This is a genomic window from Kribbella pratensis, from assembly GCF_004365355.1.
GTDB lineage: Bacteria > Actinomycetota > Actinomycetes > Propionibacteriales > Kribbellaceae > Kribbella.
On the sequence record NZ_SODP01000002.1, the window covers coordinates 1678010 to 1695267 of the forward strand.

Annotated in this window: 18 protein-coding genes; 6 read left to right on the forward strand and 12 right to left on the reverse strand. The window is 66.9% G+C overall.

Features of this window, described 5'->3' with window-relative positions; genetic code table 11:
* From EV653_RS24755 to EV653_RS24775, 5 genes are all read right to left on the reverse strand, one after another.
* Positions 1–1194, reverse strand: coding sequence for an RNA polymerase sigma factor (locus EV653_RS24755; protein WP_202871810.1), 1194 nt, complete (start codon positions 1192–1194; stop codon positions 1–3).
* On the reverse strand, positions 1143–1553 hold the full coding sequence (locus EV653_RS24760) for a YciI family protein (protein WP_134106059.1): 411 nt from the start codon (positions 1551–1553) through the stop codon (positions 1143–1145). The genes EV653_RS24755 and EV653_RS24760 overlap by 52 nt, the downstream gene beginning before the upstream one ends.
* A gap of 15 nt (positions 1554–1568) precedes the next feature.
* Positions 1569–2003, reverse strand: coding sequence for a VOC family protein (locus EV653_RS24765; RefSeq protein WP_134106060.1), 435 nt, complete (start codon positions 2001–2003; stop codon positions 1569–1571).
* Positions 2004–2537: 534 nt separating this feature from the next.
* Positions 2538–3212 (reverse strand): response regulator, encoded by a 675-nt coding sequence (locus tag EV653_RS24770; RefSeq protein WP_134106061.1) that lies wholly within the window; start codon positions 3210–3212, stop codon positions 2538–2540.
* Positions 3209–4003, reverse strand: coding sequence for a sensor histidine kinase (locus EV653_RS24775; protein WP_238160056.1), 795 nt, complete (start codon positions 4001–4003; stop codon positions 3209–3211). The genes EV653_RS24770 and EV653_RS24775 overlap by 4 nt, the downstream gene beginning before the upstream one ends.
* Positions 4004–4141: 138 nt before the next feature.
* Here EV653_RS24775 and EV653_RS24780 point away from each other — a divergent pair, with 138 nt between their 5' ends.
* From EV653_RS24780 to EV653_RS24800, 5 genes are read left to right on the forward strand one after another with little or no spacing between them, the layout of a single operon-like run.
* Positions 4142–4849, forward strand: coding sequence for an ABC transporter ATP-binding protein (locus EV653_RS24780; protein WP_134106063.1), 708 nt, complete (start codon positions 4142–4144; stop codon positions 4847–4849).
* A complete protein-coding gene (locus EV653_RS24785) occupies positions 4846–7176 on the forward strand; it encodes an ABC transporter permease (protein ID WP_134106064.1) in 2331 nt (776 codons plus the stop codon). The genes EV653_RS24780 and EV653_RS24785 overlap by 4 nt, the downstream gene beginning before the upstream one ends.
* Before the next feature lie 33 nt (positions 7177–7209).
* Positions 7210–7962, forward strand: coding sequence for a RibD family protein (locus EV653_RS24790; protein ID WP_134106065.1), 753 nt, complete (start codon positions 7210–7212; stop codon positions 7960–7962).
* Positions 7959–8456, forward strand: coding sequence for a nucleotidyltransferase domain-containing protein (locus EV653_RS24795; protein WP_134106066.1), 498 nt, complete (start codon positions 7959–7961; stop codon positions 8454–8456). Before EV653_RS24790 ends, EV653_RS24795 begins: the two co-directional genes overlap by 4 nt.
* Entirely contained in the window at positions 8434–9183 is a 750-nt protein-coding gene (locus tag EV653_RS24800) for a class I SAM-dependent methyltransferase (protein WP_134106067.1), read from the forward strand. The genes EV653_RS24795 and EV653_RS24800 overlap by 23 nt, the downstream gene beginning before the upstream one ends.
* Before the next feature lie 82 nt (positions 9184–9265).
* Here the strand turns inward: EV653_RS24800 and EV653_RS24805 are convergent, their stop codons facing one another.
* The 7 genes from EV653_RS24805 to EV653_RS24835 all read right to left on the reverse strand — a co-directional run bounded on the left by EV653_RS24805 (position 9266) and on the right by EV653_RS24835 (position 16527).
* Positions 9266–10105 carry a nitroreductase/quinone reductase family protein gene (locus tag EV653_RS24805; RefSeq protein WP_370358703.1) on the reverse strand — a complete coding sequence of 280 codons (840 nt, stop codon included), beginning with the start codon at positions 10103–10105 and terminating at the stop codon, positions 9266–9268.
* 417 nt (positions 10106–10522) lie between these two features.
* On the reverse strand, positions 10523–11434 hold the full coding sequence (locus EV653_RS24810; protein WP_134106069.1) for a carbohydrate ABC transporter permease: 912 nt from the start codon (positions 11432–11434) through the stop codon (positions 10523–10525).
* Complete coding sequence (locus EV653_RS24815) at positions 11427–12365, reverse strand: carbohydrate ABC transporter permease (protein WP_134106070.1); 939 nt, start codon at positions 12363–12365, stop codon at positions 11427–11429. Before EV653_RS24815 ends, EV653_RS24810 begins: the two co-directional genes overlap by 8 nt.
* Positions 12362–13636: an extracellular solute-binding protein gene (locus EV653_RS24820; RefSeq protein WP_134106071.1), complete on the reverse strand. Its 1275-nt coding sequence runs from the start codon at positions 13634–13636 to the stop codon at positions 12362–12364. The genes EV653_RS24815 and EV653_RS24820 overlap by 4 nt, the downstream gene beginning before the upstream one ends.
* Positions 13637–13817: 181 nt before the next feature.
* Positions 13818–15014: a hypothetical protein gene (locus EV653_RS24825; RefSeq protein WP_134106072.1), complete on the reverse strand. Its 1197-nt coding sequence runs from the start codon at positions 15012–15014 to the stop codon at positions 13818–13820.
* Positions 15011–15421: a hypothetical protein gene (locus tag EV653_RS24830; protein WP_134106073.1), complete on the reverse strand. Its 411-nt coding sequence runs from the start codon at positions 15419–15421 to the stop codon at positions 15011–15013. Before EV653_RS24830 ends, EV653_RS24825 begins: the two co-directional genes overlap by 4 nt.
* Before the next feature lie 38 nt (positions 15422–15459).
* Entirely contained in the window at positions 15460–16527 is a 1068-nt protein-coding gene (locus tag EV653_RS24835; protein ID WP_134106074.1) for a LacI family DNA-binding transcriptional regulator, read from the reverse strand.
* 76 nt (positions 16528–16603) lie between these two features.
* Between EV653_RS24835 and EV653_RS24840 the strand changes: the two genes are divergently transcribed.
* The gene (locus EV653_RS24840; protein WP_238160060.1) at positions 16604–17239 is read left to right on the forward strand and encodes a DUF624 domain-containing protein; all 636 of its coding nucleotides are present in this window, start codon (positions 16604–16606) and stop codon (positions 17237–17239) included.
* Positions 17240–17258 lie beyond the last annotated feature (19 nt).

The following is a 17258-nucleotide window of genomic DNA, read 5'->3' on the forward strand; positions in this document are numbered from 1 at the left end:
TCAGTTGCGTAGTTGGGTGTTGAGGCGGGCGGCCTGGCGGGTCAGGTGTTCGCGTTCGGGGAGGTTGGGGGCGGCGTGGGCGGCCTCGGCGTACAGGCGGGCTGCTGTGGCTGGGTCGCCGGCGCGCTCGTGTAGATAGGCCGCCGCGGCGGTGTGGCGGGGCAGTGCGGGGTCCAGCTCGGCCAAGGCGGTCAGGCCGGCCTGGGGACCGTCGGCTTCGCCTACTGCTACGGCGCGGTTGAGGCGGGCTACCGGGTTGTCGGTGAGGCGGACCAGTTCGTCGTACCACTCGACGATCTGCACCCAGTCGGTCTCCTCGGCGGTCTGGGCGTCGGCGTGGAGGGCGGCGATCGCGGCCTGGGCCTGGAACTCGCCCAGACGGTCGCGGGCTAGGGCGGTCTGGAGTACGTCGACGCCCTCGGCGATCAGCTTGGTGTCCCACAGGCTGCGGTCCTGCTCTGCGAGCGGTACAAGGCTGCCGTCGGCGCGGGCGCGTGCCGGACGCCTGGCGTGGTGGAGCAGCATGAGGGCGAGCAGACCGGCGACCTCCTCGTGGTTCGTCATCGCCGCCAACTGCCGGGTGAGTCGGATTGCCTCGGCGGCGAGGTCGATGTCGCCGGAGTACCCCTCGTTGAAGACCAGGTAGAGCACTCGTACCACCGTGGCGACGTCGCCGGGCTGGTTGAACCGGACGCCGGAGACGGTCCGCTTGGCGCGGCTGATCCGCTGGGCCATCGTTGCCTCGGGCACCAAGTACGCCTGTGCGATCTGGCGAGTCGTCAATCCTCCGACCGCGCGCAGCGTCAGGGCGACGGATGATGCCGGAGACAACGACGGGTGCGCGCACAGAAAGTACAGCTGGAGAGTGTCGTCCAACGCTCCGCCCGGGTCGGGTGTCGGCTCGGCTTCGACCCGTTCCTCGCGCTGACGGCGAGAGTTCTCTGAGCGGGTGGCGTCGAGGAACTTGCGCCAGGCAACGGTCACCAGCCAGCCCTTGGGATCCCGCGGCGGGTCGTCCGGCCACACGCGTACAGCCTCGACCAGAGCGTCCTGTACGGCGTCCTCGGCCGGCGCGAAGTCGGCACCACGCCGGACGAGGACACCGATCACCGCGGGCACAAGGTCCCGCAGCAACTGCTCGTTCACTCGGTGACCGTGGGCGGCTCGCCCCAGAACGGCCGGACCTCGAGCCATTCGTGCAGCGGCTTGCCACCGGGTCCGGGGGCCGCCGACAGCTCACTCGCCAGCTCGACCGCGCGATCCCAGGACTCCACGTCGATGACGTACCAGCCGGCGATCAGATCCTTGGTCTCGGCGAACGGTCCGTCGGTCACGGGCGGCTGCCCCTCCCCGCCGTACCGCACGAACGCTCCCTCGGGCATCAGCGCCTGCATATCGACGAACTCGCCCGTCTCCTCCAGCCGCGCGCCGAAGTCGCTCATGAACTGAATGTGTGCGCTGACCTCCTCCGGCGTCCACTTGTCCATCGGCCCCGCGTCCACGACAGGGGCCGGACCGCCTTGGTAGTGCTTCAGCAAAAGGTACTTCGCCATCAGATTCTCCCTGTCTCAGTTGAGCTGCTCGGCGAGGCCGATGATGACGCCCCCGAGGGCGCGGACGTAGCAGAGCCGGTAGATGTCGCCGTACTCCACCACTTCGGCGACGAGTTCGGCGCCGTGTGCGCGCAGTCGGGGCAGAAGCTCCTCGATGCTGTCGACGCGGTACATCACCCGGTGCATCGCGACGATGTGGTACGGCGCGTTCTCCGGTACGGCGGGACTCGCCACAGGCGTCAGGTACTGCGACAGTTCGAGCCGCCCGTGCCCACCCGGAACCCGCATCATCGCGATCTCGCAGCGAATTCCGTCGATCCCGACCGTCTTGTCCGCCCACGCCCCCTCGACCTGCGTCCGGCCCTCCAACTCCAGCCCGAGCTCGGTGAAGAACGCAACAGCGGCATCCGTGTCCTCAACAACAATGCCGACGTTATCCATCTGAATCATGACGCTACTTCTCCTAGCTCCTCGCGACCTCTTACACCCCCGGGACGAAGCCAACCCGACGTTCTCGACATCCGCACCCGAAGATTTCCAGAGTTAGTGGTCACCAAGGCGCAGCTAGTGCCGCGTCAAGAAGGGTTGAGGTCGTAATCCTGCCCGGTCCGTGCCACTGCGGGCTGGGGCGGGCTGGGGCGGGCCTGAGCGGTTGGTGTTGGTTGGTATGCCCCAGTGCCGTTCAGGGCATCAAGGGATCGAGGTTGGGGAGGATGGTGTGCCGGATTCGGGGGGTAATCCTCCCCAGGTGGTTGTCCGGACTCGCTCGACCGAGCGGCGTTTGGTGGGTATGCCCATCAAAGTAGGGGTTGGCCAGTCGTATTCAAGGTGGCCAACCCCTCATTTGGTGGGCATACCCACCAAATGTGCTGGCTGACCCACCAAACGTGGTCGGTCCGTCGGGGCGGGCTGGGCCAGTGGATCGGCGTACGACCGCGGCACGACGGTGGGTGGATTACGACCCGAACCTTCCCTGCAGCGGCACTAGCTGTAGCGGTCGTCGCGCGCCCCCGGGGAGACCAGGCCGGTTTCGTAGGCGAGGACTACGGCTTGGGCTCGGTCGCGGAGGGTTAGTTTGGCGAAGATTCGGGCGACGTGGGTTTTGACGGTTGCCTCGCTCAGGGCTAGTTCCGTGGCCAGCTCGGCGTTGGAGAGGCCTTGGCCCATCAGGGTGAGTACTTCGAGTTCGCGCGGGGTCAGGCTGGTCAGGTCGCGGTGGATGGCTGGTTGCGCGGCGGCCGGTACGGCGAACCGTTCGACGAGGCGGCGGGTGATGGACGGGGCCAGGAGCGCGTCGCCGGTGGTGACCAGGCGTACTGCGGCTGCCAGGTGCTCCGGCGTGACGTCCTTCAGCAAGAAGCCGCTCGCGCCGGCCGCAAGTGCGGCGTACACATAGCGATCGAGGTCGAAGGTCGTCAGGATCAGCACGCGGCAGTCGGTCGGGCCGGAGAGGATCCGGCGGGTGGCCTCGAGGCCGTCCATGACCGGCATGCGGATGTCCATCAGTACGACATCCGGGCGCAGGCGTCGTACGGCGTCCACCGCCTCGGCGCCGTCTGCGGCCTCGCCGACGACCTCGATGCCGCGGGCCTTGAGGATCATCTGGAAGCCGGTACGCACCAGCGCCTGGTCGTCCGCAATCACCACTCTGGTTGTCATGGGCGCTCCAGCGGGAGCTTGGCGCGGACCCGGAAGCCACCGCCCAGACGGCGCCGGGCGTCCAGGTCACCGCCGTACACGGCCACCCGCTGCTTCAGACCGAGCAGACCGCGTCCGCCGCCTTCCGGAGTGGATGGCCGACCTCCGGTCAGGATGCTGGGCCCGGTGTTGAGGATCTCCACCCGCAGAGCATGAGGCGCGTACCGCACTGTCACCTCAGCCTTCACCCCATCGCCGTGCTTCAGCGCGTTCGTCAGCGCCTCCTGAATGATCCGGTACGCCGTGACGTCGAGCCCGGTCGGGAGTGGTCGAGGCTCTCCGGAGACCCGCACTTCCACAGGTAGTCCAGCAAAGGCGATCCGGTCGATCAGCTCACTGAGCCGGCTCAGGCTCGGCTGCGGCGACAGGGCCTCGTCATCCTCACCTGAGGCCTTCGGTGCGAGCAGACCGAGCAGGTTGCGCAGCTCAGCCATGGTGTCGCGCCCCGCCGCCTCTACTGCGAGCAGAGCCGCCTCCGCGTCACCAGGCGACGTTGCCAGGACCTGCCGCGCCGCACCCGTCTGGATGACCATCACGCTGACGTTGTGGCTCACAATGTCGTGCAGGTCATGCGCTATCCGCGCCCGCTCGGCGTCGACCGCGCTGCGGGCCGCCGTCTCCCTTTCACGCTCCAGCAACCACCCGCGCTCCTCCAGCGCCCGGGTGTGAGCACGCCGCGCCCGCACGAGCGCGAACGCGAGCACTCCGGCCAGCACGGCCAGTACCGCGACGAGCAGCCACAGGGTGATCACGCATCCACTGTCCCAAAGCTGTTCGGCAAAGCGCATCATCCACCCGGCCCACGCCGTACATCTGCAGGATGACGGCCGGCGGAGATTACGCCGGCAGGGTGACGTCAGCGGCGGCCGGGCGGCCCTAGCGTGAGGAGCATGACGGAGGACCTAGGCAACGAACAGGCGGTCGTACGGCTCACCGACGTACGCAAAGAGTACGGCGAATCGGTCGCGCTCAGCGGTGTGTCGCTGGAGATCCACGCCGGCGAGGCGGTCGCGGTCATGGGACCGTCCGGCAGCGGCAAGTCGACACTGCTCAGCATGGTGGCCGGACTGGACCGACCGACGTCGGGAGCCGTCGTGGTGCACGGCGACGACCTGGGGTCGCTGAACGAGAAGGGGCTGGCACTGTTCCGGCGCCGTCGGATCGGCATGATCTTCCAGTTCTTCAACCTACTGGACGACCTGTCTGCTCTCGACAACGTCGCACTGGCCGCGCAGCTCACCGGTACGTCGGCCCCGCACGCACGGAAGCGCGCACTCGAGCTCTTCGAGGAGCTGGGCATCGGCGACCGCCGCAACACGTACCCAGCGCAGCTGAGTGGTGGTGAACGCCAGCGTGTCGCGGTCGCTCGCGCACTGATGAACCGCCCGGCGATTCTGCTCGCCGACGAACCCACCGGTGCACTGGACACCCGCGCCGGCGAGCAGGTGATGGACCTCCTGCTGGACCTCAACCAGATCGGTCAGACGCTGCTACTGGTCACCCACGACCAGCAGCTGGCCACGCGATGCGCCAGCCGGGTCATCGACTTCGTCGACGGGCAGATCGCCGGCGAACGCAGTCTGGAGCGTACGGCGTGAGCGCCGTCTGGCCGGTGTCGCGCGCAGCGGTACGCCGACGTCGCGTGCAGACCGTGGTGATCGGAGTCGTCGTACTGCTCTCCACCACGATGATCGTCGTCGCACTGGGGCTGCTGGCCGCTTCGAGCGGTCCGTTCGACCAGGCGTACGCGCGGCAGAGCGGTGCGCACCTGGTCGCGTCGTACGACCCGAGCAAGGTCAGCGACAGTCAGCTGACCACGTCGGCGTCAGCTGCGAAGGCGTACGCCGGTCCGTTCGCGATGGCGACGCTGGACCTCGGGTCCAACGGGAAGTTCGGCGAGCCGCAGTCCCTGGTGACAGTTGGCCGCGCGGACCCGGGTGGACCGGTCGACCGCCTCAACGTCTGGAAGGGACGCTGGGCGGCCAAGACGGGTGAGATCGTGCTGAACCGGAATCCCACGGCGTCTGACGGGTTCGGAGCACCGACTCTCGGATCGACCATGAACGCGGCTGGACAGACGCTGACGATCGTCGGGTTCGCGTACAGCGTGAGTCAGTCCGCGGATGCGTGGGTCGTACCGGCGCAGATGACCTCGTTCAAGCCGACGGCCACACAGATGCTGTACCGCTTCGCACAGGCGGCCACTAACGAGCAGGTGTCTGCCGGTCAGGCCGCTGTGACCTCCGGGCTGCCGTCCGGCGCGCTGGTGGGTACGCAGTCGTACCTCGGGCTGCGAGCACTCGCCACAGGTGAGCCGAACACGTTTGTGCCGTTCCTGATGGTGTTCGGCTGGCTAGGGCTGGCGGTCGCCGTCCTGATCGTCGCCAACGTGGTCAGTGGCGCTGTGGTCTCCGGCTTCAAGCACATTGGCGTGCTGAAGTCGCTTGGGTTCACACCGACGCAGGTCATGGCTGTGTACCTGACGATGATCTCCATCCCCGCGATCATCGGATGTGCCGGCGGCACAGTGCTGGGCAACGTGCTCGCAGAGTCCCTGCTGACAAGGGCTTTCGAGAACTACGGCGCCGACGGCGTCACCGTGCCGATCTGGGTCGACGTGGCCGTCGTGCTCGGCGTACCGGTGCTGGTTGCGCTGTCTGCTCTCTTGCCTTCGCTGCGCGCACGGAGTCTGTCGGCAGCTGAGGCGATCAGCGCGGGTAGCGCACCGCGGGCGGGGCGTGGGCTGCGGGTGCAGCGTTGGCTGAGCGGTACCCGGCTGCCGCGGTCCGTGTCTCTCGGGCTGGGGCTTCCATTCGCACGTCCTGCTCGAACGGCGTTGACGCTGGCTGCCGTCGTACTTGGTGTGACGAGTGTGACGCTGGCGGTGGGGCTGGGGAAGTCGCTGATGACGTACCAGACTGCTGCTAGTCGAGTAGACGCTGTGGACGTGTCGCTGTTTGCGCGCCCGACTGACGGTGGGCCGGCACCAAACGATCCTCAGGCGCCACCCGCGCCCAAACTGAGCGATGCGGCAGACGAGGCGCTGATCCGGTCCACCCCGGGCGCGGTGTCGGTGACGGCGAGTGCGAATCTGCCGATGCGGCTGGCTGGGACCAGTACCGACCTACAGGTGTCCTTCTATCGCGGGGACTTCGAGCAGCTCGGCTATCGGATCCTTCACGGGCGCTGGTTCGACGGTCCGGGTCAGGTGGTCGTCTCGGAGCGGTTCCTGCGACAGCGTGGACTGGCGGTCGGCGACACCATCACGCTGCAGTCGGAGGGGAAGAGCGTACGAGCGCAGATCGTCGGGAAGGCGATGTACAACTCAGGCGACGAGGTGCTGTCGAACTGGCAGACGCTGGCGCTGGTGGCGCCGTCGCTGCGGGCATCGCTGTACGAGATCAACGTCAAGCCGGGTACGAACCTGGACGCGTTCGTAGCGGCGGTCCAGACGGGCGACTCGGGTCTGATGCGGGCTGACGGGCAGGATGCCGGTACCTTCGTGGCGATCGTGCTGGCGACTGTCGTACTGCTCACTCTGATGCTGGGGACGGTGGCTGCGCTGGGTGTCTTCAACACCGTCATCCTCAACACCCGCGAACGCCGCCGCGACCTCGGCATGCTCAAGTCGATCGGCATGACCCCCAGCCAGGTCACCATCATGGTCGTCACCTCGATGGCCGCCCTCGGCGCCGTCGGCGGCGTGCTAGGTATTCCGTTGGGCATCGTCGCGCATCGACTGGTCGTACCGGCGATGGCCAACGGCGCCCAGGTCGAGATCCCGGCGTTCATGCTCCACGTCTACCCCTGGTCGCTCCTGGCCCTCCTGATCCTCGCCGGCATCCTCATCGCCGCCGCCGGCGCCTACTTCCCTGCGCGATCGGCGGCCCACACCACGATCGCCAAAGTCCTGCACAACGAATGAAAACTGTCGGAAGGCCTTGATAGGAAGGCTTTCATGAGCGCCAGACCGCGAGTGGTGGTGTCAGTGGCAGCCTCGGTCGACGGGCGTGTGACCGTCGGCCGGGACCGTCTCCTGCTGTCCGACGAGGCCGGGCAGCTGTGGCGATCGTTGTGGCCGGAGGGGTTTGTGCCGGCGCATGATGCGCGGACGGCGTTGCTGGAGAAGCTGTACGCGCCGACGGCGATCCTCGAAGGTAGCGGAACGTTCGTCACCGCGGACAGCGGCCCGTTGGAGTTGCCCGAGGCAACCAGTTCGTACGACGACTTCCTGCCGGACGACGTGGTGAACGATCCGGGGCATCGCAAATGGTTCACAGTTGTGGATAGTCGCGGGCGGGTCTTGTGGACGGAGAAGGGTGGGGCCGGGATCGACCTCTTGGTCCTCGCGTCCCGCGCCACCCCGATGGCCTACCTCGCCTACCTGCGACGCAAGAACATTCCGTACCTCGTCGCCGGCGAGGACCACGTGGATCTGGACCTGGCGCTACGCCGGATGCGTGATCGGCTCGGCGTCACGTGTGTCGTCTCCGAGGCCGGCGGCGGGCTGAACGGCGCCTTGCTGCGAGCTGATCTGATCGACGAGCTGCATCTGATTCTGTTCCCAGCCGCTATCGGAGGTGCGGGTGTGCCGACTGTGTTCGACGGACCAGAGCTCGAGCCCGGGGCGCTCCCGACCCGACTGCGTCTTATATCCAGCAGCACCACGGCCGACGGCGTGGTGAGCCTTCGTTACGAGATAGCCCGATGACCGAGATGACGGCGGAGCGGGTACTGAAGGTGCTGGATGCCCTGACCGGCTTGGACGTCTGGGTCGACGGCGGCTGGGGCGTGGACGCGCTGGTCGGTCGGCAGACACGGGCGCACGAAGATCTGGATCTGGGCGTGGCCCGACCGGAGTTGGATCGGGTGGTGGAGCTGTTGGGTGCGCTGGAGTACGACATAACGGACGCGCGCTACCTGCAGGTCACCGTGCAACTGACCCACGTGGACGGGCATCGGATCGATCTCCATCCGAGTACGCCGATGCCGGGCGGAGGCACCGAACAACTCGACTTCGATGGCAACACCTACTTCATCCCACCGGCTGTCGACGGGCGGATCGGCGGTCAGCCAGTCCGATGCATGCCCGCCAGCGCACAGCGGCGATCGCACCAGGGGTACGAGCTCAGACCGCAGGATCTACACGATATGCAGTTGCTTGATGAGATTGACTTTGCCCATGGACGAGGTGGTAGCGGGTAATCGGGTGGTTTGGGAGCAGGCCTCGACGAAGCATGTTCGGGAGTATGACGAACTACTCGAGGCGGCTCGGGGAGACGGGCTGCTCTTGGAGCGGGAGCTTCGGTTGCTCGCGCCGGTGCTAGCTCAAGAACCGGTAGTGGTGCATCTGCAGAGTGGGCATGGGCTGGATGACATCGGGCTCGTCAAAGCGGGCGCGCAACGCGTTATCGGGATCGACTACAGCTCGGTGGCTGCGGGTGCGGCGCAACGGCGTGCTCGGGAGCTGAGCATGGCGTGTCACTACCTGGTGGCGGAAGTGCCCGGCGTACCGGTGAAGGATGCGTGTGCAGATCTCGTGTACACCGGCAAGGGCGCGTTGATCTGGATGCGCGACCTCGACGCCTGGGCTCGGGACATTGCGCGGGTACTGCGGCCAGGCGGGCATCTGTTCATGTACGAAGCGCACCCGGCCGTGCCGTTGTGGACATGGGACGAGGACGAGCCGCGGATCCGGCCGGACCGCAGCTACTTCGCCGAATCGCACGTCAACGACACGTTCCCCGGCAACGGCGCTCGGGAATGGCAGTGGAATCTCGGCCAGATCGTCACCGCGATCACCGCGGCCGGTCTGCACCTCGAAGCCCTCCATGAGTACGCCGAACCGTTCTGGCGACCGCAGGACGACACGAACGCCGCCGCGTGGTCCGGCCGCCTCCCGAACTCCTACGCATTGCTGGCCCGCCGCTGACTCCGGATCGGCCGACCAGGCTCCGGGTGTCATCGGAGCCTGGCCGACCGGGAAGCCCTCGGTCAGGAGGCCAGCGTCAGCCTCACAGGTAGGGCAGAAGCTCCGCCTCCTCGCGATCCAGGTGCGCCTTGAGCTGCGCGATCAGCTCGTCGACCTGGGGCAGGATCTCCGTGCCCGGAGTCGCGGCGAGCCGCTCCAACTCCTCCAGCAGGACGGCGATCTTGTCGTGCTCGGTCTGCAGTACGGCGATGACGTCGGCAAACTCGGGGTGCTGCTGGACCAGCGCCGGGAAGAGGCCGGTCGACTCGCCGGTGTGGTGATAGTGCAGGCCCTGGCAAGCAGTCAGGCAGTTGATCCGGAGCTGGGCGCCCAGCCTGCCGGACTTCGCGACCTCGGCCCGGATCAGGGAAAGCTCGCGCCGGAACGCCGCATGGATGGTTTTCAAAGCCTCGGCGAACCCGCGGTCGGCGCCCGGTGGCGGACCGGGCCGCTGGACGAGCGCGACGACCGGGATGGTCCGGGTCGTGCGGGCCTGGTAGTCGCCCCATCCCGGATCAGCCTCGACCAGTCGCGCGAACACGTCGTCACGCTCGGTACCACGCAGTACGACTGCTGTTGCCGGATAGGTGAACAGGCCGAGGTCGACGGTGACCTCGGGATCGGCGAGCAGGTTGTGGTACCAGGCCGGGTGGTTGGGGCTGCCGCCGGCCGAGCCGACGACGAGGACCCGGTCACGGTCCGGGTAGTACCCGAGGATGACGGTGCGCGGCTGCCCGGAGCGCGCGCCAGTTGTTGACAGGAGCAACAACCTTGAGTTCTCGAAGGGACCGCCGACCTGGCCGGCGTTCGTCCGGAACTCGTCGATGAGCTGGGCGGTGAAATCGTTCAGGATTCGCTTCTCTCGTGGGTCGTGACAGGAAATGCAGACGGGGAGAGAAGCGCCCGGTGGAGCCCGCGCGGCGTTCAGAACGCAGCCGGGACCCCAACTCGTGCATGGCTGGAAGCAGCCGACCCGGCAGTCACGCCGTGATCGTACCCAAGCCGGCAGGTCAACCCAACGGGAGACAACGAACCGCCTGATCCCTCACCGAACGTCGTCGCGCGCATGCGAAACGTCGTACATCGCACGCAGTTCGGCAAATCATTTCGGGAACTAGCGAAAAAACCTCAGGAATGCTGTAACGGCGGGCACACTGCGCCGATAAACGTGACGAGTGACCCAGTGGGGGGACTACGTGGGAAGCTCCGGTGTTTCTTCGGGACCACCGCATGTGGAGGGGGCCTCGCAGGTGCTCACCCGGGGCGGGGTGAGCACCTGTTCGAGGGTCTGGGCTGGGTCTCAGCCCTTGATGCCCACGTTCGCCATACCTTCGACGAAGCGCTTCTGGGCGAACACGAACAGCACGATCATCGGCAGCGTCGCCAGCGCCGTACCGGCCATCAGGTATGGCCACTGAATCTCGGCCGGGTTCTGCGAGAAGATCGCCAGCCCGAGCTGCAGCGGCCGCATCTCGTCGGACGTGGTGATCATCAGCGGCCAGAGGAACCCGTTCCAGGCGGCCTCGATCTGGAAGACCGCGATCGTGATCAGGGCCGGCTTGATCAGCGGGGTCATGATCCGCAGGAAGATCCCGAACTCGCTGAGACCGTCCACCCGGGCGGCCTGCGCGAGCTCGTCCGGCAGCGACACGTAGAACTGCCGGGCCAGGAACGTGAACAGCGGCGCCGCGCCCAGCGGGATGATCAGGCCCCACCAGGAGTTCAGCCAGCCGATCCCGCCGTGGCCGAGGATGTTGTTACCGCCGAACAGCGGGATCGATTTCACGATCATGAACAGCGGCACCAGGATGATCTGGAACGGCACCAGCAGCAGCACGATGAAGTAGTTCAGCAGCGACTTGCGGCCCCGGATCGGGGCCTTGGCCAGTGCGTACCCGGCCATCGTGCAGACGACGAGCGTGAACGCGGTCTCGCCGACCGCGATGAAGAGGCTGTTGCGGAAGTACCGCAGGAACGGCGCGCTCTGCATCGCCTCGACGAAGTTGTGCCAGCGCAGCTCACCAGGCAGCCAGTTGAACTGCTGCACCTCGAGGTCGCTCTTGAACGACGTCAGCAGCATCCACAGGAACGGCACGATCATCAGCAGCGCGCCGACGATGAGGACGACGTACAACGCGATCCGCCCCGGCCGGAGCGACGACGGCCGCCGGCTCACGGTGGTACCGGTCGAAGGCAATGCAGCGCTAGTCATTGGTGTCCGCCCTCTGGAGCAGGCGCCCGACTCCGATGAAGGCCGCGATCACGATCATCATGATCACGGTCTCCGCGGACGCGTAGCCGAGTTTCAGGTCCTGGAACGCGTTCTGGTAGATGTCGAGCACCAGCACGCGGGTGTCACTACCGGGTCCGCCGCGCGTCATCACGTACACGAGGTCGAACACCTGGAACGTGCCGACGATCGACGTGATCAGCACGAAGAACTGCACCGGGCCGAGCGACGGCCAGGTGACGTTGACGAAACGCTGCCAGCGGCTGGCGCCGTCCAGGTCGGCCGACTCGAGCAGATCGCGGGAGACGCCCTGTAGCGCGGCCAGGTAGATGATGATCTTGGTGCCGAGGCCCTGCCAGATGCCGACAACCATCAGTGACGGCAGCGCGGTCGCCGGGTCGGCCAGCCAGCGGTTCGGGGCGAACCCGAACAGGCTGAGGAAGCCGTTCGCCAGGCCGGAGCCCGGGTTGTAGATCCACAGCCAGATGGTCGCGATGGCCACGGTCGCCGTCACCGTCGGGATGTAGAACGCGGTCCGGAAGAAGCCGAGGCCGCGGATCTTCTGGTTCAGCCCGACCGCAACCGCGAGGGCGATCGCCATCGAGATCGGGATCACCACGATCGCATACAGGACCGTGTGCCACAGCGAGGCGAGGAAGTCGACGTCGCGGGCGAGGTCCGCGTAGTTGCCGAACCCGACCCAGGACCAGGTGTCACCGAAGCTGTAGTCGGTGAGGCTGAGGACCAGGACGGCCACCACCGGGATGACGATGAAGATGGCGGAGTGCAGCAGGGCCGGCGCGAGCAGTGCCCAACCGGTGCGCTTCTGGCCCTTGAGCAGCGTGCCGGTGTCCTTGGCCGTGGGGACCTTGCGCGGGGTGTCCAGTGCTGGACGTTCAAGAGTTGTGCTCATCGTGACTGTCCTGCCAGGTTGTGCAGCACTTTGGCGGGATCCTTCTGTCCGAGGACCGCCTGGGTGAGCTGGATGTCGAAGTTGCCGCGCATCTCGAGCCAGTTGGACGGCACCTCGTTCTCGTTCGCGGCGTACTGCAGACCGTTCGCGGTGAAGTTGCTCAACGGGTTCGACTGCGCCTGCGGCGAGTTGCCGGCGTCCTTGTACGCCGGGATCTTCTTGTTCAGCTTGGCGATCGCGTCCAGGGTCGGCTTGTTGACCATGGTCTGGATGAACGCCCAGGCCGCGTCCTTGTGATGGCTGCGGGAACCGATCGAGGCGAGGTCGCCACCGACGTACTCGATCTCCTTGCCGCTGTCGAAGCGGAAGAACTTCAGGTCGTCGCAGTTCTTCTTGCCGATGCCCTTGTCCGAGCAGTCGACGGCACCGTTGACGATCCCCATCGCGGCCTCACCAGTCAGCACCAGAGGTTGCTGGGCAGCGTTGGTCTGTCCGTACGGCTGGACGTTGTTGATCATCGACTTGATCCACAGCAGCGTGTCCAGGCCGGCCTTGTTGTCGAAGTTCGGTTCGCCGCCGACGTAGAGCGGCGTACCGGTCGAGGCCAGGAACGTGGTGAACGACTGCCGGAAGCCCGTCGCGGAGGCGAGATCGAAACCGCTGCGGGTGATGTTGCCGTTCTTGTCCCGCTTGGTGAGCTTCTCGGCCGCGACCTTGATCTCGGCCAGCGACGTCGGCGGCTTGTTCGGGTCGAGGCCCGCCTCGATGAACGCGCTCTTGCGGAGCGCGACCGCCCGGGCGTCGGCGAGCAGCGGGTAGGCGTACAACTTCTTGTCGTACGTAACCGCCGGGATCAGCGCCGGGGTGCTCTTCTCCTTGATGAAGTCCGGCGTCACGCCGTACTTGCCCAGGTCCTCGAAGATGTTCTTGGAGGCGAACGGCTGGACCCAGCCGACGCCGGTGACCATCACGTCGTACGGGATCCCGGCCGCGATCGAGGTGGCCAGCTTCTCGTTCAGGTTGTTGTACGTCGCGAAGTCCGGCTCGACCTTCATCTTCGGATAGGTCTTGTGGAACTCGTCGACGACGTTCTGGAACGCCTCCCGGCCCTTGGTACTGGGCGGGAACGACGGGATCAGCACCCGCAACGTCCCGGTCGCCTCGGCCGGCGGTACGCCGTCCGTGCTCTTGTCGATCACCCCGCTGCCACAACCGCTGACCACCACGCTGAGCGCAGCCGCCAGCACGGTCAGTCCCACACCTCGTCTCACAGGGGAACTCCTTCGCTGCCTGTTTCAGCCGGGGGCCCGCGACCCCTCAAGTGCAGCGAAAGTATGGGAAAGGGCTTTCCTCGTCAATACCTCACCGCTCGAACGATCACATTCGATCAACATCGGAACCCGACCGATCAGAATTCCGGCCCAGGCCAGCGCCCGAGCTCGCGGCGGCCAATCAGCGCTGAGTCTCAGGACCTGGCCGCTGCCCGGCCGGCCCCTGCCGCTGAGCCGCCGGCGCAGACGCCCCCGCACCACGCGCCCCCTGCCGATCAGCACTCAACCGACTAGCCGACCCCAACGGAGGCCCAGACAACCCAGCCCGAGCCGCCGCCGCAATGTCCGGCGGCAACACCGGAGCAGGTGGGCTCGGTGGGGCCGGTGAGGACGCCGCGGCGGCCGAGGCAGCCGGAGACGCAGGTGCTGCCGTGGCCGCCGAGGACGCCAGCGACGCCCCAGTCGCCGACTGAGATTGGGGGGTGCCGCCGCGCTCTGGCTGACCGGTCCGCCCTTGCTCGGCACCGACGCCACGCTGCACCTGCTGACCCGACGCCGGCATCTGCCACTGCTTCTTCAGCCGGCTGATCACCTTCGAGCCCTCGACGACTGCCTGCATACCGACCGCTCGCCGCGCGTCAGCGTCCGCGGATTGGGGGAGCTTGTCCACTCGACCGAACTCGGCGCTCATCGCTTTCGCAACCTGCCCGATGGCGTGCTCCCGCTGGTCTTCCGGGATCATCCCGCGCAGGCGGCTGTTGTCGTACATCGCCGCCGCGGCCACCTTGAACTTCTGATCGGCAGGAACGACGGCCAGCCGACCGATCAGTTCGTCTCGCTGGACTCCCGACTTCTGCTCGATCCTCTCGGCGAAGCCCTCCACCGCGGGCGTGTACTCCGGGTAGACCTTCTGCGTCCTGACTTCCTTGATGCCAGGCGCGACCTGGTCGATCCCCAGTTCGTCGATGTATTCGTTCAACGCCTGGTGCGAGTAGAGCTCGGTCACACCCTCCTCGAGCGGGCGAACGCCCGGCTCTCGGCTGAAGGCGGCCTCCGCCTGCGAGTGCTCCCGGCCCTCCGACGACAGCAGATGTGCGTTCTCGTGCAGGACCACCCGCAGCGCATCGCGATACCTGCGGAGTTCGGCCTTGTCCTGGTTGTGCACCCGATTGTTGCGGAACATGTCCTGGAGCGGCTCGTCCACATGGCGCGGGTTGTACGAGATCGTGTGGTTCCAGTTCGCCGTACCGCCCGTCTTGCTGGTCTCCGCGATCGGCGCCCCGTACCGCCCGTTCCACGAGGAGTGGTGCGCCCCCGAGATCCGCACGGCGGCGTTCGCCTGCTCGCGCATCAGCTCCCGGAAGGTCGTGACCTTCATCGAACGTCGGGTCGCAAAGCGTCTGCCAGCATCCGCAGCGTGTGTTCCATGGAACCGATCGCGCCTTCTTCTTCCGGAGTGGCGCTCTCGATGTCCATCAGAGCCTGGATCCCTTCCTCTGCGCGGGCCAAGCGTTCGTTATCGGTGCCGTCGTCGCGGACAGCTTCGGCGTACGCCGCACGGGCCTGCTGGATGACCTCGGACGGAGGTTCTCCGGTGCCATGGGAGATGACGTCCTCGATGCCCGTTACCTCCAACAAAGCGTCGTCGCGGTCGTCCTCGTCGTCGATCTGTTCGGCCAGGGCATGCAGCCGCGCGATATCTGAAGTCAGGTCCCGGTCTCCGCGGCCGTTGAGGATCACCTCGAATACCCGCTTGTACTCGACCGCGAACTCGGCGTACTCCATCGTGACTCTCCCCAGGATTCCGGTGCAGTCCTCTGAATTTACCCTGCGACCAGGACGTCGGGGGCGCCGCAGGAGGTGCGGATGTTGAGGGTGGGGAGGAGGCTTAGGTGCTGGGTCGGGGTGGTGGGTGACTGGAGTTTGCGGAGGAGGAGGTCGCAGGCGGTTTCGCCCAGGGCTCGGCGGGGTGGGGAGATGGCGGTGAGGGGTACTACGGCCAGCGACGCCGTGACGTCGTTGTAGGCGATGACGGCCAGGTCTTCGGGGACGCGGAGGCCTAGTTCCATGGCTCGTTCGACCAGGCGGGCGCCGTGTTCGTCGGAGTGGACCAGGACGGCGCGGGTGCCGAACGACTTGCATTCGGCGAGGAAGGCGTCCAGTTGGGTAATGGCGCCGGGGTCGTCGCCGCGCATCGGGAGGTCGACGGGTGAGAGGAAGACCTCGACGCCGAGCGCCTTCGCGGCGGTTTCGATGCCGCTGCGGAGCCAGTACGCCGTGACCGTGGCCTGCAGGTTGATCGCGATCCGGCGATGGCCGAGTGCGACGAAATGCCGGAGCGCCAGCATCGCGCCGTACGCGTGGTCGGTGCGGACGTGGTCGTACTCGCGGTTCACGTGCGGGAACCCGAACGCCCGCTCCAGCAGCACCACCGGTACGTCGATGTCGTCGAGCCTCGAATCGAGCCGGTCGGCGTCGCCGTCGCCGAGCGCGGTGCTGATCAGCAGGCCGGCCACCCCGATCCCGAGCACCTTGTCGATCCGGTCGCGCTCCATCGTCACGTCGTACCCGGAGACGCCGAGGACCAGGCGCGCGCCGTACCGGTCGGCCATCGCCTCGGCGCCGCGGATCACATCGGAGTAGTACGACGCCGCGCTCGGGACGATGATGCCGATCGTCAGCTGGCTCCCGCGGGCGCCCTGGTCGGCCGTGCCGGTGCCGATCGCGCCGCCGTGCACGCGGCGGAGCAGGCCGGCGGAGTCCAGTTCGGCCAGGTCCCGGCGTACTGTGATCGCGGAGACGCCCAGCTCGGCCACCAGATCGGCCACCCGGAGCCGGCCGTGCCGCCGCAGGCTCCGCAGGATCAGCTCGTGGCGCTCCTGTGCAAGCATGCGATCCCCTGATCTTTGCGTGATTGTTCGTGATCATACGATCAAGGGACGCTCGGACGGAACGAGGAGGCGATCGGTGGCTGCTCCCCCTGGTGCTGGAGGCGTCGGCCGCACCAACGCGGTACTGGCGAAGCTGTCGGTCGTCGGAGACCTGCTCATGCTGCAGCTGGTGTTCCTCGTGCTCAGCCTGGGCATCCTCACGCTCTTCCCGGCTGCGTTCGCGCTGCAGCGGGTGCTGGCGGACGCGATCAGCCAGGACAAGCCGAAGCTGCTGCGGCGGTACTTCGGGGAGTTCCGCTGGGCGATGAAGCGCTTCTGGCTGTCCGGCTTCGGTCTGTACGCCGGTGCGGTGCTGCTGGCGTTCGGCCTCTCGTTCTGGGCGTTCGCTTCGGGACCGGCGCGGGTGTTCGCGCTGGTGGTGCTGATTCCGCTCACCGGGATGATCCTCGGGCTCTACCTGAGCGGACTGGCTGTCCTGCCTCAGGCGGGCGATGACGCGACCATGAAGACGGTGTTCAGGTCCGCGAACCTGTTCCTGCTGCGAAGGCCGCTGCCGGTGGCCGGCGGGGTCGTCGTACTGCTCACCTGGTTCGCTCTGGCGTCACAGGTGCCCACACTGCTCGTGGTCGGGTCCGGACTGGTCCCGGCGCTCACGGCGTACGCACTGTCTCGGCAGCGTCGCGAAAAAACTTCTGAAGACGTGTCAATCTGAGGTCTGCCAGTTCGACGTA

Bases quoted from the DNA above. Each gene is read 5' to 3' on its own strand.
- EV653_RS24770 (WP_134106061.1), bottom strand. From the start codon at position 3,212: ATGACAACCAGAGTGGTGATTGCGGACGACCAGGCGCTGGTGCGTACC.
- EV653_RS24835 (WP_134106074.1), bottom strand. From the start codon at position 16,527: ATGCTTGCACAGGAGCGCCACGAGCTGATCCTGCGGAGCCTGCGGCGG.
- EV653_RS24780 (WP_134106063.1), top strand. From the start codon at position 4,142: ATGACGGAGGACCTAGGCAACGAACAGGCGGTCGTACGGCTCACCGAC.
- EV653_RS24795 (WP_134106066.1), top strand. From the start codon at position 7,959: ATGACCGAGATGACGGCGGAGCGGGTACTGAAGGTGCTGGATGCCCTG.
- EV653_RS24825 (WP_134106072.1), bottom strand. From the start codon at position 15,014: ATGAAGGTCACGACCTTCCGGGAGCTGATGCGCGAGCAGGCGAACGCC.
- EV653_RS24830 (WP_134106073.1), bottom strand. From the start codon at position 15,421: ATGGAGTACGCCGAGTTCGCGGTCGAGTACAAGCGGGTATTCGAGGTG.
- EV653_RS24760 (WP_134106059.1), bottom strand. From the start codon at position 1,553: ATGGCGAAGTACCTTTTGCTGAAGCACTACCAAGGCGGTCCGGCCCCT.
- EV653_RS24810 (WP_134106069.1), bottom strand. From the start codon at position 11,434: ATGACTAGCGCTGCATTGCCTTCGACCGGTACCACCGTGAGCCGGCGG.
- EV653_RS24800 (WP_134106067.1), top strand. From the start codon at position 8,434: ATGGACGAGGTGGTAGCGGGTAATCGGGTGGTTTGGGAGCAGGCCTCG.
- EV653_RS24755 (WP_202871810.1), bottom strand. From the start codon at position 1,194: ATGGCTCGAGGTCCGGCCGTTCTGGGGCGAGCCGCCCACGGTCACCGA.
- EV653_RS24815 (WP_134106070.1), bottom strand. From the start codon at position 12,365: ATGAGCACAACTCTTGAACGTCCAGCACTGGACACCCCGCGCAAGGTC.
- EV653_RS24765 (WP_134106060.1), bottom strand. From the start codon at position 2,003: ATGATTCAGATGGATAACGTCGGCATTGTTGTTGAGGACACGGATGCC.
- EV653_RS24790 (WP_134106065.1), top strand. From the start codon at position 7,210: ATGAGCGCCAGACCGCGAGTGGTGGTGTCAGTGGCAGCCTCGGTCGAC.